The sequence below is a fragment of the Sphingobacterium sp. xlx-130 genome, from assembly GCF_011007405.1.
GTDB lineage: Bacteria > Bacteroidota > Bacteroidia > Sphingobacteriales > Sphingobacteriaceae > Sphingobacterium > Sphingobacterium luzhongxinii.
In genome coordinates, this window is sequence record NZ_WFKN01000004.1 from 250,717 (window position 1) to 277,089 (window position 26,373).

Here is a 26,373-nt window from a genome sequence, read left to right on the forward strand (position 1 = left end):
TTAAACTAAAAAAATAGTTGTAAAACTAAAAATTTAGTTTTAACTTAGATTCATAATCGATTATAGACAGACGTGTCTTTATTAATAAATAGTATTATGGACGAGATTAAAGAACTTACTAAAGCAGAGGAACAAATCATGCAGGAGCTCTGGGAGATGGAGGGTGGATTTGTGAAGGAAATAATCGATCGATTACCTGAACCTAAGCCTGCATACAATACAGTTTCTACTATTATCAGGATCTTAGAGACCAAGGGTTTTGTGGATCATCAAGCGTTTGGCAAAAGCCATCGCTATATTCCGGTTGTTCAAAAAGAAGATTATAAAAGGATTGTTGCGGGCAAGTTGTTGAATGGATATTTCGATAACTCTCCCAAAAGTATGCTTTCTTATTTCTTGGAAGAGAACAAGTTGAATGTAAAAGAATTAGATGAAATATTGACGTTGATCAATAAGCACAGGTAGTAATCCTATTGCTGCTTGACTATAAACTTAAAGATTTATGATTTACTTACTCCTAGTAAACATCGCGATGGGTATCGGGTTTGGATTATACCATCTTTGTTTCCGTAAATTAACTTTTTTCCAATGGAATCGTGTGTATCTATTGGGCATTGTTATGGTGCCCTTATTGATCCCAATAGGACTCTTTGTTGATCTTTCTGGGTTTTCTGTAGAGGAACAGATACTCCCCGTTGTGAATCTAGAAGAGGTTATAGATGTGGACTATATCCCTTATGCTTCCGACGAGCGGTCGTATCGTTTGTTGGATATGTTATCGATCTTCTATTGGGTAGGTGTTTTCGTTGGCGTATTACTATTAACTTGGCGTTTAAGAAAAGTCAGAAAGGCCTTTCATTTTCGAAACGAGTACACCAGTTTTTCTTTTTTTCGGAAAGTATTTCTGGGAAGTAAGGTTCAGAATGAAAAGATGATAGGCGATCATGAACAGGTTCACGTAGATCAAGGACACTCCTATGATATCCTTTTGGTAGAAATTGTTAGTGTTTTAAATTGGTTCAGCCCCATAGTTTATCTAATTCGTAAAGAGTTAAAGTTTCAGCATGAGTGCATTGCTGATGAAATTTGTTCGCAAGACAAAGTAGCCTATGCAGAGTTATTAGTTGCGCATGCAATGCGTACTAATCCAAGTCATCTGGTACATGGTTTTTCGAATCATTCATTTTTAAAAAAGAGAATTATGATGTTGTTTAAAAATAAATCATCAAATAAGAATAAGTTGTTTTATCTGGCAGGGATCCCAGTTTTACTTATTGTAGTGTGTTCAACACTGATATTCAATACGAGTAGAGCCCGAGCTGTGGTGGCGGATATTGAATCTAAAATAGTCGATGCTGATTTTCTTTCTGCTCCCCAAAAGCAGCAGAATTCAACGCCCCGAAAGCGGAGTAAAAAGAAAACTGGAGTTGGGATTAGTAGTTCGGATAAAACTCTTCTCTCCCCGGAGATTTCTCCTGTTCCAAAGGGAGGAATGAAAAAAATGTATAATAAAATATATGCTAATCTAGAAACCGAACTCGAAAGAGCGGGGATGAAAGGTAGTAACATTATTATGGAGGTTCATTTTGTAGTAAAAAAAGATGGAAGTATTAATAATATTAGAATAAATAGCAAAGCTGCACCTCGTTATACAAATGTTGTAAAGACCACGATAGAAGGAACTCCATGGTCACCAGCTATCCATAATGGATTAATTGTTAATGCAGATTATTCCATGAAGATTGGTACTGGAAGATTCGGAGAGTGAGCATTATTGTTTCCAATGGTTAGACTATAAACTTAAAGATTTATGATTTACTTACTCCTAGTAAACATCGCGATGGGTATCGGGTTTGGATTATACCATCTTTGTTTCCGTAAATTAACTTTTTTCCAATGGAATCGTGTGTATCTATTGGGCATTGTTATGGTGCCCTTATTGATCCCAATAGGACTCTTTGTTGATCTTTCTGGGTTTTCTGTAGAGGAACAGATACTCCCCGTTGTGAATCTAGAAGAGGTTATAGATGTGGACTATATCCCTTATGCTTCCGACGAGCGGTCGTATCGTTTGTTGGATATGTTATCGATCTTCTATTGGGTAGGTGTTTTCGTTGGCGTATTACTATTAACTTGGCGTTTAAGAAAAGTCAGAAAGGCCTTTCATTTTCGAAACGAGTACACCAGTTTTTCTTTTTTTCGGAAAGTATTTCTGGGAAGTAAGGTTCAGAATGAAAAGATGATAGGCGATCATGAACAGGTTCACGTAGATCAAGGACACTCCTATGATATCCTTTTGGTAGAAATTGTTAGTGTTTTAAATTGGTTCAGCCCCATAGTTTATCTAATTCGTAAAGAGTTAAAGTTTCAGCATGAGTGCATTGCTGATGAAATTTGTTCGCAAGACAAAGTAGCCTATGCAGAGTTATTAGTTGCGCATGCAATGCGTACTAATCCAAGTCATCTGGTACATGGTTTTTCGAATCATTCATTTTTAAAAAAGAGAATTATGATGTTGTTTAAAAATAAATCATCAAATAAGAATAAGTTGTTTTATCTGGCAGGGATCCCAGTTTTACTTATTGTAGTGTGTTCAACACTGATATTCAATACGAGTAGAGCCCGAGCTGTGGTGGCGGATATTGAATCTAAAATAGTCGATGCTGATTTTCTGATAGGCGAACAAAAATCCGGAACCATTTTCAATGGGAAAAGCGAAGTATTTGTAATACAGGATACTTTAAAAAAGGGTGGAAAAATCCGAGAAGTAGAAAATAGTCAGGAGAAAGCTGCTGTGATTCTGGAAGGCAGTACTGAGCTGTTTGAATCTGTTGAGATCCAACCTGAACCTCCAGGGGGAATGGTAGCTTTCCGTAGATGGATCGCTGAGAATTATCAATACCCAAAATCTGCCTTAGATGCTGCAGTAAAAGGGATCGTTTTGGTGTCTTTTATTGTTGAGAAGGACGGTGCACTAAGCGATCTTAAAATTACAAAAGATATAGGTCACGACACAGGTGATGCTGCTGTGCGCTTATTGAGTAAGTCTGCCAGATGGTCTCCGGGAGTTCAGAATGGAACAGCGGTTAGAGTAGCGTATGTCTTACCTATACGTCTAGATTTAACCGCCATGGGGCAACAAAAGAAGATTTATCGAGCAAAGCCAGAAATAGGATATGACAGACTTCAGGATTGGTTGGTAGTCGCGTATAAATCGCCAAGAAAATTGACCTCTGATGATTTAGATCCTTATATGTCCGCGACCTTTGATGTTGCTTCAGATGGTTCCCTTTCTAATTTTGCTGTTAGGTCTGAGCTTGATGAAGACTTTAAGTCTCGCTTTGTCAATTTGTTGAAGAATACAAAGTGGATTCCTGAAGAAGAAGATGGTATCAAGCAGAAATCTAGGGCTTGGGTTGGTTTAAATTTAGCCGGTAATGGGGCCGTTCGTTCAAATAATGAACGTGTAGAGGTATCACCAGAACCAAAAGGAGGGATGAAGCAGTTTATGACGAGTGTTGCTAATAAAATTAATTTTCCTGCTGTATTAAAGAGCTTGAAGCACGAGAGTACCTTGGTCGAGTTGGGCTTTGACGTATTGCCAAGCGGAGAATTGGGTAATTTTAAGGTTCTTATAGAAGCACATGCAGGTATTGCAAATGATGTTATCTCCGCTGCTAAAAGTTATGGACTATGGAATCCTGGTATAATAGATGGGAAAAGGACGGTTACGTCTTATATTTTACCTGTTCAATATTCGATTGTAGATGGGGAGGGGCATGTGAGAATTTCGGGATTAAGAGGGGGAAATATGAGAGTGAGTAGAACAAATTAGGATAGGAAAATTTATGATTCGATTTGGGATACTATTATTTTTTTTTCTGATTCTTTTATCGGGTTGCAGATCTCCTCATTTTGCAAAAGGTGGAGTGTTTGTTGAAGATGTAGACCGATACTTTAATACTCATTTGCAGAATTCGAATGTCTGGTTGTACATGGATTTGAAGCCATTTAATGGCGGAAAATCTGGATTGAAAATAGCTGGAACCTACGAAGAAGACATGAGGATTTTGAAATCTGTCGATGTAGATCTGAAAGGTACCCGACTGTTGTTTTCTGCGGTACCAGAGTCTAGTCCGAGATATCATCTTATTGCCTTATACCACAAGAATGGTGTGAAAAAGTTGGATGGATATGAAAAAAAGGATTATCAAAATGCTCATTATTTTCAGAAGGACCTGGAGAGCGGAAGATTAGATGTCCGTCATGTTTATATTCCTTATAAAGACCAGGCTGGTCTGAGTTTGATCTATTACATAAGTACCGAGCAACATCTAAATTGTCGCTTTTGCAAAATAGACTATTTGGCCCGTATTAATGCACAACGGTTACAGGAAAAAAATACTGATAGCTTGAAGTGGCAGATATCGAACTGTGAGGACGACGTGAAAAGGAAAAATGTAAGTATCGAACCTAAATTGGATTTCAGAACAATCGATCAGATTAACTATGTTAAAGTCTATATCGATTTCTTAAATGGAAATACAGGAATCCAGTATTTTCAAATTTTTAAGTCTGGTGAAGCGAAGAAACTGCAATTGGAATTATGCCCTGGCAAGTATTACGTCGAATATCAAGATGCTAAATTTAATGTACTGTACCGCGATACATTGCATTTTGATAATTGATCTAATCCTACACGTATAGACAAAAAATAAGAGCTGGTTTTATTAAAACCAGCTCTTATTTTTTTAAGATAAAAACTCTTTTTCTAATGCTAAGGGGGCAATGTAAGTGCCGTTTTTATAAACGCGCATGTTGCCTCCAGATATTTCATCGATTAGAATAATTTGTTTGTTTGTCTTATCGTACCCAAATTCTAGCTTTATGTCGTACAGCTCCAACCCTTTCTTTGCAAGTTCTGTCTTCACGATATCACATATTTTGACCGTCAAGGCTTTCAGCTCTTGGTATAGTTCTTTACTTAGGATTCCAAGGTTTTCTAAAGCATCTTCCGAAATAACCGGATCTCCACGCTCATCGTCCTTGATTGTAACCTCTACAAATCCATTTAGGTCTTGACCTTCGGTACAATATGCTGCATAGCGTCTGTAGAAACTACCTACTGCTTTGTAACGGCAAATCACTTCTAATCCCTTACCCAAGACTTGTGCTTCTTTGACGATCATGCTTACCTCATCCAGATCAACAGCTATTAAATGAGTAGGAATCTGAAGACCATTTAATAATTCATAAAAGTACTTGGTCATTTTTAAACCAGATTTTCCAGCACCATCAATAGTTAATCCTACTGTGTTAGCTCCTGGGTCAAAGACACCGTTTTCACCAGTGACATCATCTTTGAATTTTAATAGATATTGGCTGTTACCCAAATCGTAGACATCTTTCGTCTTACCTTTATAGATTAATTGCATGACAGGTTAAGTTTTAAGCGCGCAATTTAGTACTATTTTGCCAAATATCCTCCATCAACCGGATAATAGGAAGCTGTTACGAAAGAAGATTTATCTGTAGCAAGCCATAATGCAAGTTCAGCGACTTCTTCGGGCTTACCTAAGCGTTGAAAGGCATGTTGGCTTGCCAAGTATGTTTTTGTGGCATTATCGAGTGCATTTTCGATTAACGGTGTTTCAATAAACCCAGGTCCTATAGCATTGACACGCACACCTTTTGTGGCGTATTCCCAACCAGCTGTTTTAGTTAAGCCCAGCACACCATGCTTGGCAGCAACATAAGCCGCTGCATTCATAAATCCAACGGAGCTTAGTATAGATGCGATGTTAATGATACTACCACCCACTTTTGCAATCTCTGGCAATTGATAATGCATACCATAGAATACACCATTTAAGTTAATATTAATAACCTTATTCCAGCCATCAATAGAAAGATCACCCACGGGATTGGATTCTCCGCCAATACCGGCATTGTTAACAGCAATGTGTAATGCCCCAAAATTAGCGATAGCAGCTTCTACAATCTTCTCATTATCTTTTGGTGAAGAAGAATCAGCTTTGACAAAAATAGTATGGTTGCCGCCACAATTATTTATAAATTCATTCCCAGCCTTTTCATTTAAATCAGAGACTACCACTTTAGCTCCCTCTTTGATAAAGATCTCGACAATAGCTTTACCTATTCCCGAGGCACCACCGGTGACGATGGCTACCTTGTTTTCTAATTGTTTCATATGTGTTTAATTCAATTTTCATCTGCCATATGGAATATCCAAACCGAGTGTAACGAGTTCACGAAGTAATTACATTCATTTGTGTTTGTTCAGAACTGCTACATGGATAGTTCATGGTTTTTCTTTGTTTATGTATATATACAATTTAAGAAATATATACTTGATAAGATACTCGGATCTCGGTTTGATGGTTGATTATGACGCTAATAGGAAAAAAAGAACAAAGATTTACAGTACTGTGAAGACGCTAGTGTGATCGTTTTAGAAGTTTTATTTCGTGCTGAAGAAATTCAATCTTCTGTAAGAGATGCTGTACGACTTCTATTCCTTGGACGTTGAGTTCTAAATTGTAATACCAATTATAATATCTTTCAATCTGGGCAACTTGATCTTCCGGAACAAACTCTTGACTCTCAATCACGGTAATATCTATTAGGCCGCTTTGCTGTAGTTCTTTGATAAAGGTTATCTCGATATTATTAGATCGACATATATCAACAATTTTGAATAAAGTAACTTCCATATTATTTTTTATTTAAAGCGGCTGCTTGTTCAAATAGTTTCCGCTGTTCATCATTTAAATCAGTTGGTATTTTTACATTTATTTCGGCGTAGAAGTCGCCAAATTTGCCTTCCTCTTTATAAACCGGGAATCCCTTGTCCTTTAGTCTTATTTTTGACCCGTTTTGTGTGCCGGCTTTTATATTAACTTTTGCTTTTCCATTCCAAGTATTTATAATTGCTTCTCCGCCAAGTAAAGCGGTAAAAAGATCAATTTCCAATTTACTGTATAGATCATTCCCTTTTCGGGTCAGCTGTGGATCTTGAGCAACGTGGAAAGTGATATAAAGATCTCCTTTCGGACCACCATTTAGACCAGCAGCACCTTGCCCTTTCAGGCGGATCTTTTGACCATCTTGAACCCCAGCGGGAATAGTGAAGCGAATATTTTTTCCATTAACGGTAAATGTTTGTTGATGTGTAGTACCTGCCTGCTGAAGCGTTAATTCCACCTCGGCATTATAGTCTTGTCCTTTGTAAGAACTTTTTCGTCCTCCTCCAAACCTAGAACCAAATAGTTGTTCGAAGAAGTCCGAGTATTCACCAGTATCATAGTTTCCATTATAATCAAAGCCTTCAAATGGATTTTGTTGTCCAGAACCTCTCGATGTATATCCTTGCTGTTGCTGTGCGCGCTCATATTCATCACCGTGTTTCCAATGCTCGCCGTACTGATCATATTTTTTCCTTTTTTCAGGATCTGTCAGAACTTCATTAGCTTCGTTGATCTCTTGAAATTTCTTTTTTGCAGCCTCATCATCCGGATTCAGGTCGGGATGATACTTTCTCGCGAGTTTTCGATAAGCTTTCTTAATATCCTCTTGACTTGCCGATCTGTCAATTCCTAAGGTGCTATAATAGTCTACAAATGCCATTTGATTATGTTAATTAATTCTATAACGAAGTAGAAGTGTTTTTGTTTGTAAAATATCCAAACTAAAGGAGGATATTGGCGTTATTTGAAAACAAAGAAGCCCGATTGGAATTCCAATCGGGCTTCTTTGTTTTATCTTAATCTTTTATTTTTTATTACTATCTACGACAAGTCTTTTTGCTCTATTTGCTATTTCCCAAGTGGTATGGAAGATTAGCTTTTCACGTTTTACCATCATCAGGAAATCAATTTTGTCGACTGTGTCTTCCGGTGTGTGGTAATGGGGGTGAAGACCTGAAAAGAAAAATGCCGAAGGTATTCCTTTTTCTGCGAAGTTGTAGTGGTCAGATCGGTAATAAAGTCGCATAGGCTCATTAGGATCATTATAAGAGTAATCTAATTCGATTCCGACAAAATCTTTATTCGCTTTTTCAGTTACACTTTGGAGCTCCGAGCTTAGTTTATCTAGCCCTATCGCATGTAGATAGTTGTGGTTGCCGTTTAGGTGCTTGTCATCTATTCGTCCGATCATGTCAATATTGATACAGGCTACTGTGTTTTGAAGGGGTAATATTGGGTTTTCTACGTAGAATTTTGACCCCAAAAGCCCTTTCTCTTCTGCCGCCAACCCCATAAAAAGAATACTTCTACGAGGCCCCTTACCCTCTTTTTTAGCAGCTGCAAAAGCGCGTGCTAGCTCTAGAATGGCCACTGTCCCGCTACCGTTATCATCAGCACCAGGAAAGAAAGTGCCGTCAGGTAAAATGCCATCATGGTCGTAGTGTCCACAGAGCACTATAACCTCCTCTTTTAAGTCTGATCCTTCGAGAAGCCCTAATACATTAGGGTCGTCCAGTTTGTCTTTAGTTACGCCCATCTCGGCCTTTAACTTATTATTTATAACTAAAGATTTTTGGACCTGTGAAGATGCTTGGGCTTTAAATTTAGTAATCGAGCTATTGGCCTTACTTAAAATCTGATCAGCAATTTTTTCGCTAACATTAACCACAGGGATGGGTTGCGTAAGCATACGGTTATTATTGCCATTATCTAATGCAATACGTCCGGAAGTCAATCGGCCTTTCATCCTATCCATCATATCGGAAACTTGAGAATTGGTCGCCAGTATAAGCTTAGGTTGTAATTTGATAAGTTCCTGTATTCTTTTGAATCGGCTGCTAGACCAGTCTGACTTCGACTTTGTGCCCGTTAGGAGTGAGTTTCCTGCTTTATCAAATGGCTCTCCTTCATTAATGACTAGTACCACCTTGCCTTTGATATCTGTGCCTTGGAGTTCGTTATAATTTTCGTGTTGTAAGCCGTAACCTATAAAAACAATTTCCTGAGATTCGAATTTGGAAAAATCATTGTCGCCCTGTACGAAAAAGTCTTTTCCATTTTCCAAAGCAGTTTGATCCAATACAAAACTAGTTACATTATAGCCTATCTTTAATAAGGATACTGGTTGAAAGTAGGAGTTGCCATTTACTATAGGAGTTAATCCATAGGACTTGAAATGGTCCGCTATATAATTAGCTGCTTTCCGACCACCTTCTTGTCCTGTGCCTCTTCCCTCGAATTCTTTACTTGCTAATATGGTCAGATGTTTTCTGGAACTTTCTTCCGTTATTAATTCTGCGTATTTTTTTTGTACTTGCGCTAAACTACAACTGTACAATGCAGGTATAATGAATAAAATTGAAAATAATCTTTTCATATGTGTATAACTATCTTTGATGACTGTTATTAAAACGGGTTTAGCAACAAGCAATCTTATCTACGCGATTAGCGTGACGACCGCCTTCAAACGGTGTTGTTAAGAAGGTATGTGCTATTTTTTTTGCCAGAGCAAGGTCTATAAATCGTGCAGGAATACATATAACATTAGCATTGTTGTGTTGACGGGCTAGTGCTGCAATTTCATTTTGCCAAGCTATAGCCGCGCGGATTCCTTGATGTTTATTAGCTGTTATGGCTACACCATTGGCACTTCCACAGATCAAAATGCCTAACTCATTTTCTTGAGTTTCTACAGACGTTGCGACAGGGTGTGCAAAGTCAGGGTAGTCTACAGAATCAGCCGTCGTAGGTCCAAAATCTTGTACTTCGTAACCTAAGGCGGTTAAGTAGGGGATAATCTCCGTTTTATAATCAAATCCAGCGTGGTCGCTTCCTATCGCTATTTTCATAAGTGTATTATATTGTTCAACATTAACTGTTATAAAATTCTTTTTCCTTTAGGTCTTTTTGCTTTTTAACATTGGCCGATACCATGATACTCAACTCATATAGGATAAACATCGGCGCACTAACTGTCAGCAATGTAATAATGTCGGCAGTAGGTGTTATGATAGCACCGATAATTAAGATGATGACGGCAGCATAACGACGGCTAGCTCGCATAAACTGTGGAGTCATTAATCCCAGTTTAGAAAGAATGAAAATTAGGATAGGTAGTAAGAATACGATACCACAGCCTAGTGTCAAAGTAGCTATCGTCGATAAGTAAGAATCTATCGTGATTTGATTGGTGATTTCTTGACTTAGTGATACATTTGCAAGAAAATTTACCGATAAAGGTACTACTATATAATAGCCAAACAGAGCACCTATTACGAAGAGCATTGTTGCATAAAAGACAAAACCTCGTGCAGACTGTTGTTCTACATCTGTTAGGGCAGGCTTTACAAATAACCAGACTTCAAACAAGAGATAAGGAAACCCTAATGCTAAAGCCATCAGTAAGCAGGAGTTTATTTGTAGCATAAATTGTCCAGCTAACTCTGTATTGATAATATTAAAAGGGATACGTTCTACACAGAAGCCATCTAAATTCATCAAATCTCCAACTTTACACATCATACGATAGGTCCAAAAGTCAAGGTTTTTTGGCCCCATAATGATTTGATTGAATACAAAATCGTAGAAAGTAAACGATAGGATGGCAAATAGGGCGATAGCAATCACAGAACGGATGATATGCCACCGTAAAACTTCCAAATGTTCAAAGAATGACATTTCGGCTTCTATATTCTTTCCTTTTTCTTTAATAGCGTCGATTAGTTTTTTACTGGACATATGTGTACTTATATGAAAACAAAAATACCATTCTTTGGGATAAGAATGGTATCTTTTAATATAAAACAAAAATTTTACGTTTAATCTTCGTCTGGATATTCCGTTAAGTCGAAAGTTTCCATGAATTTGGTGGTAAAATTACCTGCTCTGAAATTAGGATCACGCATTAACCGTAGGTGCAATGGGATGGTAGTCTTAACTCCTTCGATGACAAACTCACTCAGAGCGCGTTCCATCGTACTTATGGCTTCTTCTCTTGTTTGAGCTACACATATTAACTTAGCAATCATTGAGTCATAGTTAGAAGGGATCGTATATCCTGCATAGACGTGTGTATCTACACGTACACCATGACCTCCTGGAGAGTGAAAGTTTGTGATCTTACCCGGAGAAGGACGGAAGTTATTAAATGGATCTTCGGCGTTTATACGACATTCTATAGCATGCATCGTAGGCTCATAGCTTTTTCCCGAAATAGGGATACCTGCAGCTACTTTTATTTGTTCTTTGATTAAATCAAAGTTTATAACTTCTTCAGTAACCGGATGCTCTACTTGAATACGTGTATTCATCTCCATAAAATAGAAGTTACGGTGTTTGTCCACTAAGAATTCTATAGTACCTGCCCCTTCATATTTAACGGCCTGTGCTCCTTTGATTGCCGCTTCACCCATTTGAGCACGTAACTCAGGTGTGATGAAAGGGGAGGGAGCTTCCTCAACTAATTTTTGATGACGGCGTTGGATAGAACAATCTCTTTCAGAAAGGTGACATACGGTGCCGTATTGATCCCCAATTACCTGAATTTCAATATGACGTGGTTCTTCAACAAATTTCTCTAAATAGATACCATCGTTACCAAAAGCAGCTGCAGCTTCCTGACGTGCGGAATCCCAGTTAGGTTCAAATTCTTCGTCTTTCCAAATAATACGCATACCACGGCCACCGCCTCCAGCAGTTGCTTTGATAATAACAGGATAACCGATTTCTGTGGCTAACGCAATACCCGTTTTTACATCGGGTATAAGCCCCTCTGAACCGGGTACCGTAGGTACACCAGCTTTTTTCATCGTATCTTTTGCGGAAGCTTTATCGCCCATCTTTTCAATCTGATCCGCTGTAGCACCAATAAATTTAATGCCATATTCAGCACAGATAGCTGAGAATTTTGCGTTTTCAGATAAAAATCCATAACCAGGGTGTATTGCGTCTGCATTGGTTAACTCTGCCGCTGCAATAATATTTGGTATATTTAAATAAGAGTCTTTACTCGCTGGAGGTCCAATACAAACTGCCTCATCAGCAAATCTTACGTGAAGACTGTCTCTGTCTGCGGTTGAATATACAGCTACACTCTTTATTCCCATCTCGCGACAAGTGCGGATGATACGTAATGCGATTTCGCCCCTATTTGCTATTAATATTTTTTTGAACATAGTGAATAACTTGATGAACAATTAACTGTGTATTATTACGCAGTTTCGTAGAAGTTTTTATTTAGAAAAAACGGAATAAATCCCTAATGTTAGGGGAGATATTCCAGTTGTTTTTAAATTTAAAAAGCTGCTTAATTAAGCAGCTGGAGATTATCTTGGATCAACTAAGAAAAGAGGCTGATCATACTCGACGGGTTGAGCGTCGTTCACTAATATTTTTACAATTTTACCCGATACTTCTGACTCGATTTCATTGAACAATTTCATTGCTTCAACAATACAAGTTACTTTTCCAGGTGTGATATCATCGCCTACATTAACAAATGGGGCCTTATCTGGACCTGAGGAACGATAAAAAGTACCTATCATTGGCGATTTTACGGTAATGAAATGAGATTCATCGTCAGCTGCAGGAGTCGTAGCAACTACCGCTGCCGGTGTCGCTGTTGGAGCTGCGGCTGCAGGTGCGCCTTGAACAATAGCGGGAGCCACAGCAGCAGGTAAAGATGCTGTAACATAAGTTGGTTCTTGATTCGTTTTTATTGTGATCTTGAAATCCTTTTCTTCAATCGATACTTCATTCACTCCTGATTTAGAAACAAATTTGATCAGGTCTTGAATTTGTTTGATATCCATACTCATACTTCAGTAGGTTTTATTTTTAAATAATTTTTAAAATAGCGTATAAAGATACATAAAAACTTTTATGATTCTATTGAATTGCCAACAGTCGTGAAAGTTGTTATGACTTTTGTAATAGTAATATTTTTAGCAAAATGGGTAACTTTTAATAGGCCCATTTTAAATATACAGAGCCCCATGTGAACCCTCCACCAAATGCCGCAAGAATTAAGTTGTCTCCTTTTTTTAATTGACTTTCCCATTCCCACAAACAAAGTGGAATGGTGCCACTGGTTGTATTACCATATTTATGGATATTTACCATTACCTTATCTTCCGGAAGCCCCGCTCGTTCAGCTGTAGCATCGATAATGCGTTTATTTGCTTGATGCGGTACTAGCCAAGCGATATCATCGGCAGTAAGCTGATTACGTACCATGATTTCGTGAGCTACATCGGCCATGTTTGTAACAGCAAATTTAAATACTGTCTTTCCCTCTTGATAAGCGTAGTGCAAACCTGCTTCAACAGTTTCATGCGATGCCGGATTTAGTGAGCCTCCTCCTTTTATATTTAAGTACTGACCGCCTGAACCATCTGTTTTTAAGATCGTGTCTTGTATGCCATTACCTTCTGTATTGGGCTCTAATAGTACTGCACCGCAACCGTCTCCAAAAAGAATACAGGTATTACGATCACTATAGTTTACCACTGAGGACATTTTATCTGCCCCAACGACCAAAACTTTTTGATGTTTGCCCGATTCAATAAATTGTGATCCAGTCGTTAATCCAAATAAAAAACCTGAACAAGCGGCTTGTAAATCGTAACCCCAAGCGTTCTTAGCTCCAATTTTATCAGCTAGAATATTAGCCGTAGCTGGAAACAACATGTCAGGGGTACTTGTACAGAAAATAATTAAGTCGATATCCTCAGCTGTGATTCCTCTTTTTTCAAGCAATCCTTTGACAGCAGGGACTGCTAAATCGGAGGTTGCAAGTCCTTCACCCTTTAGAATACGACGTTCTTTGATACCAGTCCGTGATACAATCCACTCGTCATTGGTATCAACCATTGTTTCTAGTTCCTTGTTTGTTAATATATATTCCGGAACATACCCATTTACCGCCGTAATAGCTGCATGAATTTTAGACATATTATCTTAGTTAAAAGCAGATTTAATCTTGTCAATGAATTTTGATTCGATCATATCTTTGGATAGTAATACCATGTTTTTTATTGCTTCAGGTGTAGAGATACCATGACCAATAATGACTGGAGCATTGACACCTAATATTGGACTTCCACCGTATCGTTCATAATTGAACCTGTCAAAAAAGTCATCTTTAAAGCCCTTTTTCAATGTGACTACATAGAAAGATTCGGCTAATTTTAGAACAACATTGCCCGTATATCCATCACATACATATACATCAGCCTGATCTGTAAACAAATCACGTCCTTCTGCGTTACCTATGAAATTGATTTTGGGGTTTGATTTTAGTAGGGGATAGGTCGATATTGTTAGAATGTTTCCTTTTTCTTCTTCTTCTCCAATGTTCAAGAGGCCAACCTTTGGATTTTGTACGCCGTATACATGTTCAGAATACAAGCTGCCTAGTAAGGCAAACTGATTTAACATTTCGGGTTTACAATCTGCATTGGCTCCAACGTCAAGAAGAATTCCATAACCATTTTTGAGTTTAGGAACATTTGTTGCTATTGCTGGTCTTAATACTCCAGGGATAGTTTTTACACTGAACATAGCTCCGACAAGCATAGCACCAGTATTTCCCGCAGAAGAGAAAGAATCAATCTCCCCATTTTTTAATAACTCGAAGCCTTTAGCTACGCTCGAGTTAGGCTTTTGGGTGATAGCTTTAGTAGGATGTTCATGCATAGAAATGTTTTCCGGAGCATGCACGTAATCAAATAGTAGTGGATCTACTCCAGCTTCTATTATCCGATTTCTGCTATCTTCTTCGTCTCCGAACAACACGATACGTTGATCGTTTTTAAGAACTTTTTGTGCTTCTATAGCACCAAGAATTGTGGAATTGGGAGCATAATCTCCACCTAAGACGTCTAATCCAATCTTCATCCGTTATTATTTTTCTAAATCAATAATACGCAAAAAACATCCCAAATTAAAGCAAATTGTTAAATAATTAAGCTTTTTTGGGATGTTTTTTAAAAGATATTTTTTAGACAGCAGCAGTGTTCTCGATAATCAATTTACCGTTGTAGTATAAATTGCCATCTACTTCATATGCTTTATGAGGTACGTGTACTGCACCTGTTTCTTTACATACTGTCAATGTAGGTTTTTCAGCCTTATAATGTGTTCTTCTTTTGTCTCTTCTTGATTTCGAAGTCTTACGTTTTGGATGTGCCATCTCGTATTATGTTTTTTTAATTGTTTTTAATATTCTTTAATGCGGCCCAACGGGGGTCAATACTTTCATTTTCTGTCACGGATTCTTCTTCTGCGTCTACTGTTCCACTGATTTTTGATAACATTTCAGGATCACATATCGCATCTTCGCCTTGTTCGCTACATTTAGCATAGTAAGGAACCTGGACGTTGATGTATTCATATAGTAGTGTAGCGATGTCTAATTCATGATCCGTCTTGTTTAAGACAATGACCTCTTCCGTGTCATCAGCCCACTCTTCATTGATAAATTTCACAATTACTCGTTCCGAAAAATGAACTGGAGATAGAATCTCCGCTAAACAAACATCGCATATTAGCGAGATCTTTCCGCTAATATCGAAATTGACGATTAGCATGCTCTCTTGCTTCTGTAGTGATACTTTAGCAATAAGATCTCCTTTTTTTACTAATGAATGCTCAAAGCAGTCAAAGAACTTGTTGTCAATCTCAAAGTCAAAATCATGTTTCCCTGCAGCAAGCCCTGAAAAGGGTATTCTATATTGTTTTAGATACTTCAAAATCTTGTATTTGAGCCTGCAAAATTAATGTTTTAAAATCAAGGATGCAATTATTTTGTGAAATAAATTTTATTCCTCATCTCCGTAGTATTTTGTGCCTAGTTCTATCTTTTCACGATTGTTGGCCATGCGCCATTTATTGGTGTCACGAAGTGAATACGCGCAGCCACAGTATTCTTGCATGTAGAATTTCTCACGTTTACTGATTTCTAACATACGGGCTGACCCCCCCTTTTTGCGCCAATTGAATGTCCAGTATTCCATATCGGGATGGCGTGAAGCAGCGCGTAAACCACAGTCATTAATCTGTTCCATGTTTTTCCAACGGGATATTCCAAGAGAACTTGATATGACATCGAACCCATTTGCCGCCGCATATTCCGCAGTTTTTTCAAAGCGCATGTCAAAGCACATTGTACATCGGATACCTTTTTCAGGCTCATGTTCCATGCCCTTGGCTAATTCAAACCAATGATCTACATCATAATCGGCGTCTATAAATGGAATATTGTGTTTCTCTGCGAACCGAATGTTCTCGTCCTTACGGATGTCGTATTCCTTCCTTGGGTGAATATTGGGGTTATAAAAATAAATAGTGAAGTCAATATCGGAGGAAATTAATGCCTCCATGACCTCACCAGAACAAGGTGCACAGCAAGAGTGTAATAACAGCTTCTTGCCGTCTTTGGGTAACGTTAGTTTTTCCCTGTTGAATTCTTTAGTACTCTCCATGATTATTTTCTTCCCGATTGCAATTTTACGGAAAACTCTCTACATTATAAAGTTTATTGTTGTTGTGGCGATTGCTCTTTCGTTTTCGTTAGGTAATTGGGAAAGCTGTTTCCTGCCAAATTTTCGAACAGGAGTTCGTGAATATAAAGCATTTTATATAAGTTTGCATATTAAGAATTAATCCATAGCATGAAGAATTATCTCTTTTCTATAGTTGCAGTATTTATAGTAGTTTCGATTGTAGCCTGTAAGCGCGACGATGATGAACCAGAGCGTGTGCGAAAGTCTATATCTAGATTGTATATTTCTACGGAGGATTATGCGAGTGGCTCAGCGGCAGCTGACCTGTATAATGTGTGGGCTTTGGATAGCGTTGATGGTGAGAAACTGCCTAAGACTTTCTCTTTCAAGATAGCATCCGGTGCAAAGGGAGGAAATATGATTCACTTTAGTCCGTTTTCTGGTGGATCACTCTTTCATGGGAGCTTAAATAGCAAGTCCAATCTCGACACTGCGGTACATGTATTGGAGGTTAGTAAGACAGGAGTGATTAGTAATGGAACAAGTATAAGAAATCGAATTTATGATAAAGTGAGAGGATTATATTATACCGTAGTCAATGATGACAAGTTCTCGGAAGACTTTCTCCTCTTTGCAAATGCTTCAGATACGACCAAAGGAACCCCCGCTACTGAAACAGCAGTACCAGACTATACTTTGTTTGCGATTGATAGGCCACGTAACAAAGGAAACTTTACAAGACCACGGTATCGTATGAAACTTGACCATAATCCATGGGGAGTTATAGCCATTAAAAATGATTTAGTTATTTCTAATGCAACAGAGAAAGATGGTGGAGTAGTCGTTTACAAGAACTTTATACCTCAGTTATTAAATAAAGGGGATACGCTTATGAAAGCCCCCGAAAAATATGTTTTGAAAGTTGCCGATGCACAGAATATCAGAGGATTGTCCTATTCTGCCAGTGCTGATATTTTATTGTTGACAGACTACGTTCAAGACCAGGCAAATTCTGGAAAGATTTTGGTTTTCGAGAAGTTTTCACAATATCAGTCTTCACAAACGATAACACCGACACGGATTGTAACGGGTGCTCTTACGCTGCTGCAAGAACCCATAGATGTGGCTATCGATACCAAAGAAGATGGGAAATACTTCTTTGTGGCCGACCCTGTTGCGCGGAGAGTTTTTCGTTTTCTCATTAGTGATACAGGAAACGTCGCTCCCAATGATGAAATTACGATTGAAAACAACAGACGTCCTCGGTCAATCTCTTTAGACTCTCGTTAATTCAAATCGGATAGTAGGAGTAGAAGGGTATTCACTTCTTCTCTTTTTTCGATATTCCCCAAATTGTCGTAAGCAGTCATTAAATTGCGTAATACACGCTTGATGATAGCAATGTTTGTACAGGGCAGCGTGTAGTCTTCTTTGGGAGGAAGATTCAGTTGCTTAAGAAAAGAATAGATATCATCGTGTTTCATGACTTGTCCCCGATTGAATACATTAATATAAAATAAAGGACTTTCGTGTTCTTCCTCAATGTAAGCAACTATGAAATGTTTTGGAAGGTTAATACCATAAATCGGAATATCAAGACTTTGAGCGATAATGCTGTAAATGCAAGCAAGGGAGATAGGGTTCCCTTTTTTTGATTCGAGGACTTTATGCAGGAAAGAATTTTGAGGATCGTGATAGTTTGTTGTATTACCCGAAAGTCCAAATTCCCGAAAAATGATATTGTTTAAAAGTTTAACCTTTTCTAATGGGCTCATTTCGTACATAAGTTGGAACCAGGCATTTCTTCGTAGCTCCGCTAGTTGGAAATGGACCGCATTCTCATCTAGATTTGGGTATTGATACCTGTTGATCGTCAATAAACCATCTAAAAGATCCTCATTGTTCTGTAAGGCCCAGATTTGAAGATCATTTTGAACCTGATCGAATTGGATTTTATGGATTATATTTTCAATGCGGGTCTGGGACAAAGGATCAAACGAAGACTCCCAGCTCGCTTCGAGTTGGGGTATCACCTCTGGTCCGCAAGTGATCAACTGCCGCTCCACTTGATTGAAAATCTCCGTGTCTGGATCATCCAATAAAGAGATAAGCGCTTTCAGTTCCTTTTCCTCCATATATACTAATTTAGGAAAAAGAAAGCGCTTGTACAATATTCTGCTCTTTATTTGTCTTTTAATTGACCATCTAGCATGTTGATGATACGGTGGCCGTACTCCGCATTTTTTTCGGAGTGGGTTACCTGTATGATTGTAACTCCTTCCTCATTCAGCTGTTTAAATAATGTCATGATATCTTCTCCTTGCTTGGAATTGAGATTACCTGTAGGTTCATCTGCCAATAATAATTTAGGCGATGATGCCAATGCCCTAGCAATGCCTACAACCTGTTGTTGTCCGCCAGAGAGTTGAGATGGAAAGAGGTCTTTTTTACCTACAATACCGAATCTGTCTAACATATCAGCGACAATCGCTTTTCGCTCTTTACCTGATAGATCTTTGTAGATAAGTGGAGTCTCTATATTTTCATAAACAGTAAGCTCGTCAATCAAATGGTAAGATTGAAAGACATAGCCCATATGTGATTGAAATAAGGCAGCCCTTTTTTTCGCTTTCAGTGCAAGCACATCTTCCTCCATAAAATAGTAGTTCCCTTCATTGGGATCATCAAGTAACCCGATTACATTCAGTAAAGTGGATTTTCCAGATCCGGAAGGCCCCATTATAGAGACAAAATCCCCTTGATCGATATTCAAATTAATGTCCTTTAGTACAAATGATCGCGCACCACCCACGTTGTACCATTTAAATATGTTTTCTAGTTTTATCATTTTTAGATATTAGATTTGAGTACTAAGAGCGCGATTTTTAGGTCTAGCTCTTTTATTCTTTGTTTTTTATTCATCTCTAAGTGCATCGATAGGGTTACTTCTAGCAGCTTTAAGGGATTGAAAACTGACTATTATTGTTAATATAAAAGCTATAACACCAATGCTTAGGATAAATATCCAAGGCGTAATACTCACCTTATAAGCAAAGTTATTTAGCCAGTCCTTCATCAGAAAATAGGCTATTGGTATTCCTAGCACACTAGCCGTTACCAATATGTAAATATATGTTTTATTGAGATGGAATAAAATATCCTTTGTGGTAGCACCTAAGATCTTACGAATTGAAATTTCCTTGTTACGGACGACAATATCGTAAGCCGAGACACTGAATATTCCGAGCATAGCGATAAAAAGAGAAAGCATCGTGAATCCATTCAAGAGTATTTCTAGCTGGCTCTGTTTTGCATGCAATTGGGCGTAAGCTAAATCTAAAAATTCATAATCCAGCGGCAGAGATTCTGCAGAAGGATTTTTAATCCATTCCTCTTTTACCGCCTGTATGGCTTCTTTCGTTTTTCCTGCCTTTGTTTTTACGATTACGGAAGTTTTGTATCGTCCTGGGCCACATTCATTTTTATAGGAATAAACGGTAGGAGCAATTTTATTCTCAAACCCGTAAGCAATTATGTCTTTGACGATGGCTGTGACGGTAAAATCTGTTTCACAACCGGTTATTTTTACTCCAAAGGGACTTCTAATGCCCAATTCTTTGGCCGCAGTTTCATTGATTACCGCATAGTTTTCCGTACTGTCTTTTAGAAGTTGGTCTAGGGATATTTCGCCTGCTCCGGCTACATCTGCTATATCTAAAGTCTCGAAATAACCGATATCAATACCTATATGATCGAGCTCTATGGTTTGATTTTGATAGGTGAAATGTTTTTTTGGGGGGGCATCAGCGCCCGCAGGAATATTTGTTGCCGAGGATACGGATACTATATTTGGGCTTTGGGTCAATCTTCTTTTGAAATCATAAAAGGTTCCATCAGGTTTCATATCATAGTACAGACCTACACCTTTGAAGTTAATGACCTGATCGGTGCTGAATCCTTTATCTGTTTCTTTGACAAATTGCATTTGTTGATATACCAAGAGAGCTCCACAGATAAATGAAAACGCTATAAAAAACTGAAACGCTAAGAGTGAGTTACGGAGGTATACACGTTTCGGATTCGTTTGTAGTTTTCCTTTGATGGTAGTACCGATTTTATAGCCAGCTAAAATTACGGCAGGATAAAATCCAGCAATGATGCTGGTGACACAAATGGCCGATAACAATTGAAGTAGGGTCGTCGTATGAAATAAATAGTCTATTAGATCTTCGTTCAGCCAGGTCTTCAACATATTTCCGGTCAAGAGCAGTACAAGACCAGCTACACAGGCCGCTAGCAAACACTGCGTAAGGATCTCTCCCAGTAGTTGTAATGTGATCGACGATCTTGAACTACCGAACATTTTTTTTATACCTATTTCTTTTGCACGACTATCAGCTTGCGCCATGGTGAGATTAGCAAAATTGATTGCGGACAAAACTAAGGTCAGTGCGGATAAAATTCCCAATATCCAGAGCGTAAGATAAGGGCCGTTTGATCCATCTTTGGGCCGTAGATGTAGATTGGATAACGGATCCAGATAGATCTTGCCTTTGGCAAAGGAGGAATGTTTGATCAGGCCTTCTTGTGCTGTTTGCTCCTGATATATTTTAGTTATTTTGTCCGCTAGCAAGGAAATGTTTGTACCAGGCTTTGCTTGAATATAGGTGTGGTAATTGTATGGGTTTCCTTGTTGCTCACTGTCGATCTCTTTTATAAGGAGTAAGTCGTAGTCAATAAGTGACAAAGCTCTATCTTTACCTATACCATAAATTTTTTCTTTAAAACCATGGTGAATACTTAGAACCGAAACGTTCTTTGGTGCCGAAAAATCTAAATATTCTTTTCCGAAAAGGCGTTTTCCTAACTCTTCACTCACCAAAGAGGCTTCCTGTTGACCCGTGGATTTGTAAAGCGGACCTGTCATCGATTCAATCTGAAAGATTTTCGCAGCGCCCGAGTCTATCAGCAATGTTTTTCTGACGTTGACAGATTCTTTACCAAACATGGGGTAATTACTGTATGAATAGGCTAAGATTAAGCCTGCTTGTTCAATCTCTGGCAATTGACTTTTAATCGTCTTAGCCAATGACGGCGGGGTGATCGGAGAGTAATTGCCCTGATATGTTAGTCCTATGCGGTAAATGTACTCGTAATTCGGGTTCCATTGATCGTAGCTTCTTTCGCGGTTGATATATTGATAAGCTAATATAAAGCCTGCAAAACCCAGTGCCAATCCAGTGATATTTATAAGTGCAAAAAACTTGTTGTTTAACAAGCTTCTAAATAGGAAGGTAAAGAAGTATTTTGTCATTATTGTTTCTTTATATTAATTGCTATTCATCTCTAAGTGAGTTTACCGGATTTACACTTGCTGCTTTGATCGTATGTATACATATGGTGAGGCAAGCCAAAGCCATCATGGCTAATGCGCACAATAGCAGTATTCCTGGATGAAAGTGAAAGCGGTAGGAGAAGGTGTTGAGCCATTCGTTGGAAATATACCATGCAATAGGTAGCCCCAAGATCAGGGATAAAGCTACAATTCGTAGAAAATCTTGCGATAGTAATAAGACCAGTTTCCAGATTGTACTTCCCAATACTTTTCGGATACCGATTTCCTTTACACGCGTACTGATAGCCACGAGAGCAGCGGCAAAAAGCCCCATACAGGCTATTATAACTGCAATGATCCCACCTGCGCTTATAATTTTCATCATCTGCTGCTCTTGCTGGTACATACGGTCCGTATTTTCGTCGAGATAAGACGCGTCATTTTTGTAATCCGAATAGATGTTTTTCCATATGCTTTCCACCTCTTTTAAGGATTGTACTAGGTTGTTGGATTTGATACGAACTAAGATGTATTTGATGTTAAATCCCAAACCCGGATCGATAAATAGGGATAAAGGCTCTATACCTTGTCTCAGGTCTTTGAAATTATAATCTTTAACGACACCAATAACCGTCATTTGCTTATCAAATAAAGGAAGAGGCTTGTTGAGTATATTTTCCACTCCGCCTAGTTGAGCAGCCATTTTTTCATTAATGACCAAGGCTGTTGAATCTGCTGGTCTTTCTGGAGAAAACTCCCGGCCTGCAATCAATGGAATATCTAGGGTACTGAAATAATCAAAATCTACACGTTGCCAGTTCGTGGTAATTCCCTTGTCTTGATAATCAAAACCTAGCTGTGAAGTGGATTGGCTACCGTCCCGACCGAGCCCGAGGTTGATGTCGGAGGCTGTAACTCCGGTTACCAGGGGATTAGAGGAGACTGCTAAGCGCATTTTTTGTAGGGCTTGACTTGCATCTATCTTCGGACCAATTGGAATGCTGATGACTTGTTCTTTTTCAAATCCCAAAGGCATTTCTTTAATATGGTTGATTTGCAAAACAACTACAACACTACAGACCATGAGCACGATAGCAATTGTAAATTGAACGAGTGGCAATATCTTTTGCATGCTCCAACGGCTCTGGATACCCGATTTGCCTTTTACGAGTGTAGAAATGCTTTGTCTCGTGATACGTAAGGCAGGATAGCCACCGGCAATAATACTGATGATCAGGAATGAAAGACAGGTTATTATGAGGTGTGTCCAGGAAAACAAGTCTTCCAACTTTATCCGGTAATGGGTATTCGCGTTATAAAAAGGTAGGAGTATCCAAGCTAATAAAAAACCTAAGGCTAGTGATACTATGCAACAAATTAGTGTCTCTAGCCACAACTGTATACTAATCTGTACGGAGCTACCGCCCAATGTTTTTTTTATAGCTACCTCTTGGCTACGTGAAATGGATGTGACTAATTGGATATTTACAAAATTACTGACTGATATTATTAATATCAGCAGGGCCAATCCTAGCAAGAGTTTAGGAAGGGTGGGGCTAGTGGTATTTCCTATTTGTAAATCATTGAGGTGATAGTCTTGAAAGGGGATGAGTGATAGTGCCAAGTAACTTCCATCTTTGTTGGGACTAGCTCCATCTCGTTTTAGCTTGTTGATGTCTTCAGCAAAATACTTCTCTGTAAATGGTTTTACGGCGTTAGCAAAAAAATGAGCATTGATGGGTGATTCTTTGCTGAGAACAAATACATTGTGATTTTTATTAGACCAGCTGCTTTTATCAAAAGAATTAGGAAATTTTTCGAACCGGAGTAAAGATTGGAAGGTTAAACTAGAATTTGAAGGGGCATCTTTTATAATAGCAGAAATCTGCATGTTCTGCCATTGTCCATTGATATTGACTTCGATTTGACGTCCGACAATGGTTTGATCTATATTTCCGAAAAGATTCTCGGCAGTAGATTGTGAAAGGACAATATTGTCAAGGTCATCTAATGCATGGCTATTTCCAGTTGCCATTTCAAAGCTGAAGATGGAGAAAAAATCAGGATCTACATATTTAGTGCCTATGCTGATCTCTTTCTGTTGTGTTTTTAAAACTAATCCGCCATTGCCCACACGTGTAGCTTTCTCAACATAGGGGAGTTCTTGCTTCAGGGCTGTGGCAAGTGGAACAGGCATAGAATTGTTGGCTGTACTTTTATGGTTCTCTTGCGATTCGAAGTATAAAGCTCCTATACGAGCGCTATTTTGATGAAAATTATCAAATGATAGTTCAAAGCTAGCGGATAAGAAAAGGATTACACCTACGGCAAAAGCCAACGTGAGGCTACTGATTTGGATAAAGGTCTGTAGTTTACGTTTTCTTATATTTCTCCAGGTGCTGTAAAGGGCATTTTTCATTGCGACATAATTGTTTGTTTGAACCGTTTAGTGATTCTTTCAAATCGCAAGCCGTTTGTCTAAAGTGTTGTTTATTAGTGTTTTATTATTTTTAGTTAATGTTTCATTGTTCGATTTCGGACAGTGGCTGTACATTTATGGACAATAATACTCTCAGGAAATAAAATTGCTTAGTCATCACATATGCAACTATCTTTTTTTTTGGTCTTTAAGTAGCCCGAACAACATGTCACAAATCTCTAACAGGTGACAGTAAAGAGACTGGTTATTTACAAGTCCTATCTTGCTTATATGATAACAGATAGTAACTCGTATCTTAATAGAGATATTACAGATGGTTTCTAGTGTTTTACCTCTATGAACCCTCTATAAAACCTCTATTATAACTCTATAATATCACTATAAATATATAATCAATAATATAGGTGTTTAGAACTTGTCATAAAGGAGATAAAAACGTTAGGAAACAAATTCGTAATCAAATTCAAGAACCTCTGACTAGGTGGTAAATGTGTGGATAAAACAATACTTGTAAAAACAACTAAATGATTGTTCCAACTTAATTCGGAGCGAGTATTTGAACGAATGTATCCGTGCCTGGAGAAAGCTAAAAATTTTTGCTATCAGTGGCTTTACGAGGTGATATTGAAAGATTTTAAATGCAATAGACTAACGCTTAGATACTCAGGTCAAACTCTTAGTTCAGCTGTACTTCTGCGACTCAATTAATCAGAGCGTAGAAGCACAGCGACAAAGGATTTTTTAGAGAGCTCTTTTTTGTGACTTTGGTCAGGTTTGATATTTGAAAAGAAGCCTATTTCTCCTCTTGTAGAGCCAGATCCTTACAAAGTGTGTTCATCATTTCACACGGATTGGTATCGATAGCTAGGGCAATTAGATACATTTCGTCGAGGCGTAGTTTGGAGGTATCCGTCATTGTTAGTTCATTAATTCTCGCTTTACTGAGTCCAGTTTTACGGGCGATCATTGATTTATTTACCGATTTTTTGGCTAAGTATTCTCCAAGTCTAGTCATGTTCGTGTGTTCATCTATTTGTATGTATAGATAAATGTATAAAATGTATGGATTAGTTTAATGAATATTTTAATGTTAATTGTTTTTCTATTGTGTTGTACTGATAAACTATATAAATATCATCTTTGCAAATTTTTATTCAGCAACCTACGGCTTGTTTTTATGATGATAGCCTACTTAAACTCAAGTGATATGGATCCACCTGAAGTACTTCCGCTAATTTTTTTACCACCGCCATTGATTGTTCCTTTTGCAAACGTTTTTTTAGAAATACCACTGAAGTTGGCGGAAGAGGGTAGGCTAACACGTGATCCGTTGAGGTCTATAATATAGCTTCCTTGTGGAACATGGATTCTTATACTTCCACCAGCAGTGGAGAATGCGATATTATCCGACACATTTAGCATATCCATGGTAATACTGCCACCGCTCGTTTGTCCTTGGATAGTGCCCGATAGTTTTTTTCCATTAATAGAGCCTCCACTGGTTGAAACAGTAATTTTGCCCGTAACCTGATCCAGATTGATGGAACCGCCCGAAGTTGTTAATTGGATAGTTCCGTCGCAGTCCACAGCGTTGATACTTCCCCCAGCAGTCTGTCCACTGATCTGTCCAGATATTGTTTTTAAATTTAGACTGCCTCCTGAGGTTTGAAAATTTTGTAGTCCGCTAAGCGTATTCAAATTGATGCTTCCGCCAGCGGTTTGAAGGTTGGTATTGATCTTTTGAGGGACGATAACATGGAAAGCCACGGATAGCGGATTGTTACCGCGCTTTCCATTTTTGCGTTTAGCAGTGGCGCTAAGTTTTCCTCCTTGCAATTCAATACTTACATCGAAATGTTCTCGAAATAAAGCCTCTAGATTGTCCGAAGAGCTAAGACGGGATCCATTTCGGGATACCCAGACTTCTATCGAGGCAGGCCCGGTTTTCGTTCCGTCAACTTTAATTTGCCCGCCAGAGGTATGGACTACCAGCTCCTTTATTTTGTTTAGGTCAAAGGTTTCCTTTTTTACCATTTGTTGACCTATAGCGTGATTGGCTATGAGCAGTAATACAATTGTCTTAATTAGGTTATTCATGTTTTTATGTTT

The 26,373-nt window shown here is 38.3% G+C and carries 25 protein-coding genes; 5 read left to right on the forward strand and 20 right to left on the reverse strand.

From position 1 onward, the window contains the following. Window positions 1-96: 96 nt before the first annotated feature. From G7B18_RS07195 to G7B18_RS07210, 4 genes are read left to right on the forward strand one after another with little or no spacing between them, the layout of a single operon-like run. Complete coding sequence (locus tag G7B18_RS07195) at window positions 97-465, forward strand: BlaI/MecI/CopY family transcriptional regulator (RefSeq protein ID WP_164108836.1); 369 nt, start codon at window positions 97-99, stop codon at window positions 463-465. Between the two features lie 37 nt (window positions 466-502). Then, window positions 503-1,768 carry a M56 family metallopeptidase gene (locus G7B18_RS07200; protein WP_164122262.1) on the forward strand — a complete coding sequence of 422 codons (1,266 nt, stop codon included), beginning with the start codon at window positions 503-505 and terminating at the stop codon, window positions 1,766-1,768. A gap of 42 nt (window positions 1,769-1,810) precedes the next feature. Continuing rightward, the gene (locus tag G7B18_RS07205) at window positions 1,811-3,835 is read left to right on the forward strand and encodes a M56 family metallopeptidase (protein WP_164122263.1); all 2,025 of its coding nucleotides are present in this window, start codon (window positions 1,811-1,813) and stop codon (window positions 3,833-3,835) included. A gap of 13 nt (window positions 3,836-3,848) precedes the next feature. Then, entirely contained in the window at window positions 3,849-4,688 is an 840-nt protein-coding gene (locus G7B18_RS07210) for a hypothetical protein (protein ID WP_164108834.1), read from the forward strand. A gap of 63 nt (window positions 4,689-4,751) precedes the next feature. On the opposite strand, the gene G7B18_RS07215 is transcribed toward G7B18_RS07210, so the two are convergent. From G7B18_RS07215 to G7B18_RS07280, 14 genes are all read right to left on the reverse strand, one after another. Then, window positions 4,752-5,435 (reverse strand): phosphoribosylaminoimidazolesuccinocarboxamide synthase, encoded by a 684-nt coding sequence (locus G7B18_RS07215; RefSeq protein ID WP_164108833.1) that lies wholly within the window; start codon window positions 5,433-5,435, stop codon window positions 4,752-4,754. 32 nt (window positions 5,436-5,467) lie between these two features. After that, entirely contained in the window at window positions 5,468-6,211 is a 744-nt protein-coding gene (locus tag G7B18_RS07220; protein ID WP_164108832.1) for an SDR family NAD(P)-dependent oxidoreductase, read from the reverse strand. Window positions 6,212-6,458: 247 nt separating this feature from the next. After that, window positions 6,459-6,734, reverse strand: a complete 276-nt coding sequence (locus G7B18_RS07225; protein ID WP_164108831.1) for a chaperone modulator CbpM — start codon at window positions 6,732-6,734, stop codon at window positions 6,459-6,461. A 1-nt stretch (window position 6,735) separates the two neighbouring features. Continuing rightward, window positions 6,736-7,647: a DnaJ C-terminal domain-containing protein gene (locus tag G7B18_RS07230; protein WP_164108830.1), complete on the reverse strand. Its 912-nt coding sequence runs from the start codon at window positions 7,645-7,647 to the stop codon at window positions 6,736-6,738. Window positions 7,648-7,791: 144 nt separating this feature from the next. Continuing rightward, the gene (locus G7B18_RS07235) at window positions 7,792-9,363 is read right to left on the reverse strand and encodes a M28 family peptidase (protein WP_164108829.1); all 1,572 of its coding nucleotides are present in this window, start codon (window positions 9,361-9,363) and stop codon (window positions 7,792-7,794) included. Between the two features lie 40 nt (window positions 9,364-9,403). Further along, the gene (gene rpiB, locus G7B18_RS07240; RefSeq protein ID WP_164108828.1) at window positions 9,404-9,835 is read right to left on the reverse strand and encodes a ribose 5-phosphate isomerase B; all 432 of its coding nucleotides are present in this window, start codon (window positions 9,833-9,835) and stop codon (window positions 9,404-9,406) included. A 22-nt stretch (window positions 9,836-9,857) separates the two neighbouring features. After that, window positions 9,858-10,724: a twin-arginine translocase subunit TatC gene (gene tatC / locus G7B18_RS07245; RefSeq protein ID WP_164108827.1), complete on the reverse strand. Its 867-nt coding sequence runs from the start codon at window positions 10,722-10,724 to the stop codon at window positions 9,858-9,860. An 80-nt stretch (window positions 10,725-10,804) separates the two neighbouring features. Then, window positions 10,805-12,160, reverse strand: coding sequence for an acetyl-CoA carboxylase biotin carboxylase subunit (gene accC / locus G7B18_RS07250; protein WP_164122264.1), 1,356 nt, complete (start codon window positions 12,158-12,160; stop codon window positions 10,805-10,807). 150 nt (window positions 12,161-12,310) lie between these two features. Next, window positions 12,311-12,802, reverse strand: a complete 492-nt coding sequence (gene accB / locus G7B18_RS07255) for an acetyl-CoA carboxylase biotin carboxyl carrier protein (RefSeq protein ID WP_164108825.1) — start codon at window positions 12,800-12,802, stop codon at window positions 12,311-12,313. Window positions 12,803-12,947: 145 nt separating this feature from the next. Then, window positions 12,948-13,937, reverse strand: coding sequence for a beta-ketoacyl-ACP synthase III (locus G7B18_RS07260; protein WP_164108824.1), 990 nt, complete (start codon window positions 13,935-13,937; stop codon window positions 12,948-12,950). Between the two features lie 6 nt (window positions 13,938-13,943). Continuing rightward, the gene (gene plsX, locus G7B18_RS07265; RefSeq protein WP_079641206.1) at window positions 13,944-14,882 is read right to left on the reverse strand and encodes a phosphate acyltransferase PlsX; all 939 of its coding nucleotides are present in this window, start codon (window positions 14,880-14,882) and stop codon (window positions 13,944-13,946) included. A gap of 103 nt (window positions 14,883-14,985) precedes the next feature. Continuing rightward, entirely contained in the window at window positions 14,986-15,177 is a 192-nt protein-coding gene (gene rpmF, locus G7B18_RS07270) for a 50S ribosomal protein L32 (RefSeq protein ID WP_079641208.1), read from the reverse strand. A gap of 16 nt (window positions 15,178-15,193) precedes the next feature. Then, on the reverse strand, window positions 15,194-15,736 hold the full coding sequence (locus G7B18_RS07275; protein ID WP_164108823.1) for a YceD family protein: 543 nt from the start codon (window positions 15,734-15,736) through the stop codon (window positions 15,194-15,196). A gap of 69 nt (window positions 15,737-15,805) precedes the next feature. Continuing rightward, window positions 15,806-16,468, reverse strand: coding sequence for an epoxyqueuosine reductase QueH (locus G7B18_RS07280; RefSeq protein WP_164108822.1), 663 nt, complete (start codon window positions 16,466-16,468; stop codon window positions 15,806-15,808). Between the two features lie 189 nt (window positions 16,469-16,657). Between G7B18_RS07280 and G7B18_RS07285 the strand changes: the two genes are divergently transcribed. Beyond that, the gene (locus G7B18_RS07285) at window positions 16,658-17,779 is read left to right on the forward strand and encodes a hypothetical protein (protein ID WP_164108821.1); all 1,122 of its coding nucleotides are present in this window, start codon (window positions 16,658-16,660) and stop codon (window positions 17,777-17,779) included. Here the strand turns inward: G7B18_RS07285 and G7B18_RS07290 are convergent. From G7B18_RS07290 to G7B18_RS07315, 6 genes are all read right to left on the reverse strand, one after another. Further along, on the reverse strand, window positions 17,776-18,624 hold the full coding sequence (locus tag G7B18_RS07290; protein WP_164108820.1) for a transglutaminase-like domain-containing protein: 849 nt from the start codon (window positions 18,622-18,624) through the stop codon (window positions 17,776-17,778). The two genes, G7B18_RS07285 and G7B18_RS07290, sit on opposite strands and share 4 nt — an antisense overlap. Window positions 18,625-18,671: 47 nt before the next feature. Continuing rightward, on the reverse strand, window positions 18,672-19,337 hold the full coding sequence (locus G7B18_RS07295) for an ABC transporter ATP-binding protein (RefSeq protein ID WP_164108819.1): 666 nt from the start codon (window positions 19,335-19,337) through the stop codon (window positions 18,672-18,674). A gap of 66 nt (window positions 19,338-19,403) precedes the next feature. Next, on the reverse strand, window positions 19,404-21,803 hold the full coding sequence (locus tag G7B18_RS07300; protein WP_164122265.1) for an ABC transporter permease: 2,400 nt from the start codon (window positions 21,801-21,803) through the stop codon (window positions 19,404-19,406). A 22-nt stretch (window positions 21,804-21,825) separates the two neighbouring features. Further along, window positions 21,826-24,243 carry an ABC transporter permease gene (locus G7B18_RS07305; protein WP_164122266.1) on the reverse strand — a complete coding sequence of 806 codons (2,418 nt, stop codon included), beginning with the start codon at window positions 24,241-24,243 and terminating at the stop codon, window positions 21,826-21,828. 814 nt (window positions 24,244-25,057) lie between these two features. Then, a complete protein-coding gene (locus tag G7B18_RS07310) occupies window positions 25,058-25,279 on the reverse strand; it encodes a helix-turn-helix domain-containing protein (RefSeq protein ID WP_164108816.1) in 222 nt (73 codons plus the stop codon). Window positions 25,280-25,452: 173 nt separating this feature from the next. Continuing rightward, window positions 25,453-26,361, reverse strand: a complete 909-nt coding sequence (locus tag G7B18_RS07315; protein ID WP_164122267.1) for a hypothetical protein — start codon at window positions 26,359-26,361, stop codon at window positions 25,453-25,455. Between the last annotated feature and the right edge of the window lie 12 nt (window positions 26,362-26,373).

Coding starts and splice junctions, on each gene's coding strand:
- G7B18_RS07290 (WP_164108820.1), bottom strand. CDS start 18,624: ATGGAGGAAAAGGAACTGAAAGCGCTTATCTCTTTATTGGATGATCCA.
- plsX (WP_079641206.1), bottom strand. CDS start 14,882: ATGAAGATTGGATTAGACGTCTTAGGTGGAGATTATGCTCCCAATTCC.
- G7B18_RS07195 (WP_164108836.1), top strand. CDS start 97: ATGGACGAGATTAAAGAACTTACTAAAGCAGAGGAACAAATCATGCAG.
- G7B18_RS07295 (WP_164108819.1), bottom strand. CDS start 19,337: ATGATAAAACTAGAAAACATATTTAAATGGTACAACGTGGGTGGTGCG.
- G7B18_RS07210 (WP_164108834.1), top strand. CDS start 3,849: ATGATTCGATTTGGGATACTATTATTTTTTTTTCTGATTCTTTTATCG.
- G7B18_RS07300 (WP_164122265.1), bottom strand. CDS start 21,803: ATGACAAAATACTTCTTTACCTTCCTATTTAGAAGCTTGTTAAACAAC.
- G7B18_RS07305 (WP_164122266.1), bottom strand. CDS start 24,243: ATGAAAAATGCCCTTTACAGCACCTGGAGAAATATAAGAAAACGTAAA.
- G7B18_RS07230 (WP_164108830.1), bottom strand. CDS start 7,647: ATGGCATTTGTAGACTATTATAGCACCTTAGGAATTGACAGATCGGCA.
- rpmF (WP_079641208.1), bottom strand. CDS start 15,177: ATGGCACATCCAAAACGTAAGACTTCGAAATCAAGAAGAGACAAAAGA.
- G7B18_RS07310 (WP_164108816.1), bottom strand. CDS start 25,279: ATGACTAGACTTGGAGAATACTTAGCCAAAAAATCGGTAAATAAATCA.
- G7B18_RS07220 (WP_164108832.1), bottom strand. CDS start 6,211: ATGAAACAATTAGAAAACAAGGTAGCCATCGTCACCGGTGGTGCCTCG.
- G7B18_RS07315 (WP_164122267.1), bottom strand. CDS start 26,361: ATGAATAACCTAATTAAGACAATTGTATTACTGCTCATAGCCAATCAC.
- G7B18_RS07205 (WP_164122263.1), top strand. CDS start 1,811: ATGATTTACTTACTCCTAGTAAACATCGCGATGGGTATCGGGTTTGGA.
- G7B18_RS07280 (WP_164108822.1), bottom strand. CDS start 16,468: ATGGAGAGTACTAAAGAATTCAACAGGGAAAAACTAACGTTACCCAAA.
- G7B18_RS07285 (WP_164108821.1), top strand. CDS start 16,658: ATGAAGAATTATCTCTTTTCTATAGTTGCAGTATTTATAGTAGTTTCG.
- G7B18_RS07235 (WP_164108829.1), bottom strand. CDS start 9,363: ATGAAAAGATTATTTTCAATTTTATTCATTATACCTGCATTGTACAGT.
- G7B18_RS07200 (WP_164122262.1), top strand. CDS start 503: ATGATTTACTTACTCCTAGTAAACATCGCGATGGGTATCGGGTTTGGA.
- G7B18_RS07215 (WP_164108833.1), bottom strand. CDS start 5,435: ATGCAATTAATCTATAAAGGTAAGACGAAAGATGTCTACGATTTGGGT.
- tatC (WP_164108827.1), bottom strand. CDS start 10,724: ATGTCCAGTAAAAAACTAATCGACGCTATTAAAGAAAAAGGAAAGAAT.
- G7B18_RS07225 (WP_164108831.1), bottom strand. CDS start 6,734: ATGGAAGTTACTTTATTCAAAATTGTTGATATATGTCGATCTAATAAT.
- rpiB (WP_164108828.1), bottom strand. CDS start 9,835: ATGAAAATAGCGATAGGAAGCGACCACGCTGGATTTGATTATAAAACG.
- accC (WP_164122264.1), bottom strand. CDS start 12,160: ATGTTCAAAAAAATATTAATAGCAAATAGGGGCGAAATCGCATTACGT.
- G7B18_RS07260 (WP_164108824.1), bottom strand. CDS start 13,937: ATGTCTAAAATTCATGCAGCTATTACGGCGGTAAATGGGTATGTTCCG.
- accB (WP_164108825.1), bottom strand. CDS start 12,802: ATGAGTATGGATATCAAACAAATTCAAGACCTGATCAAATTTGTTTCT.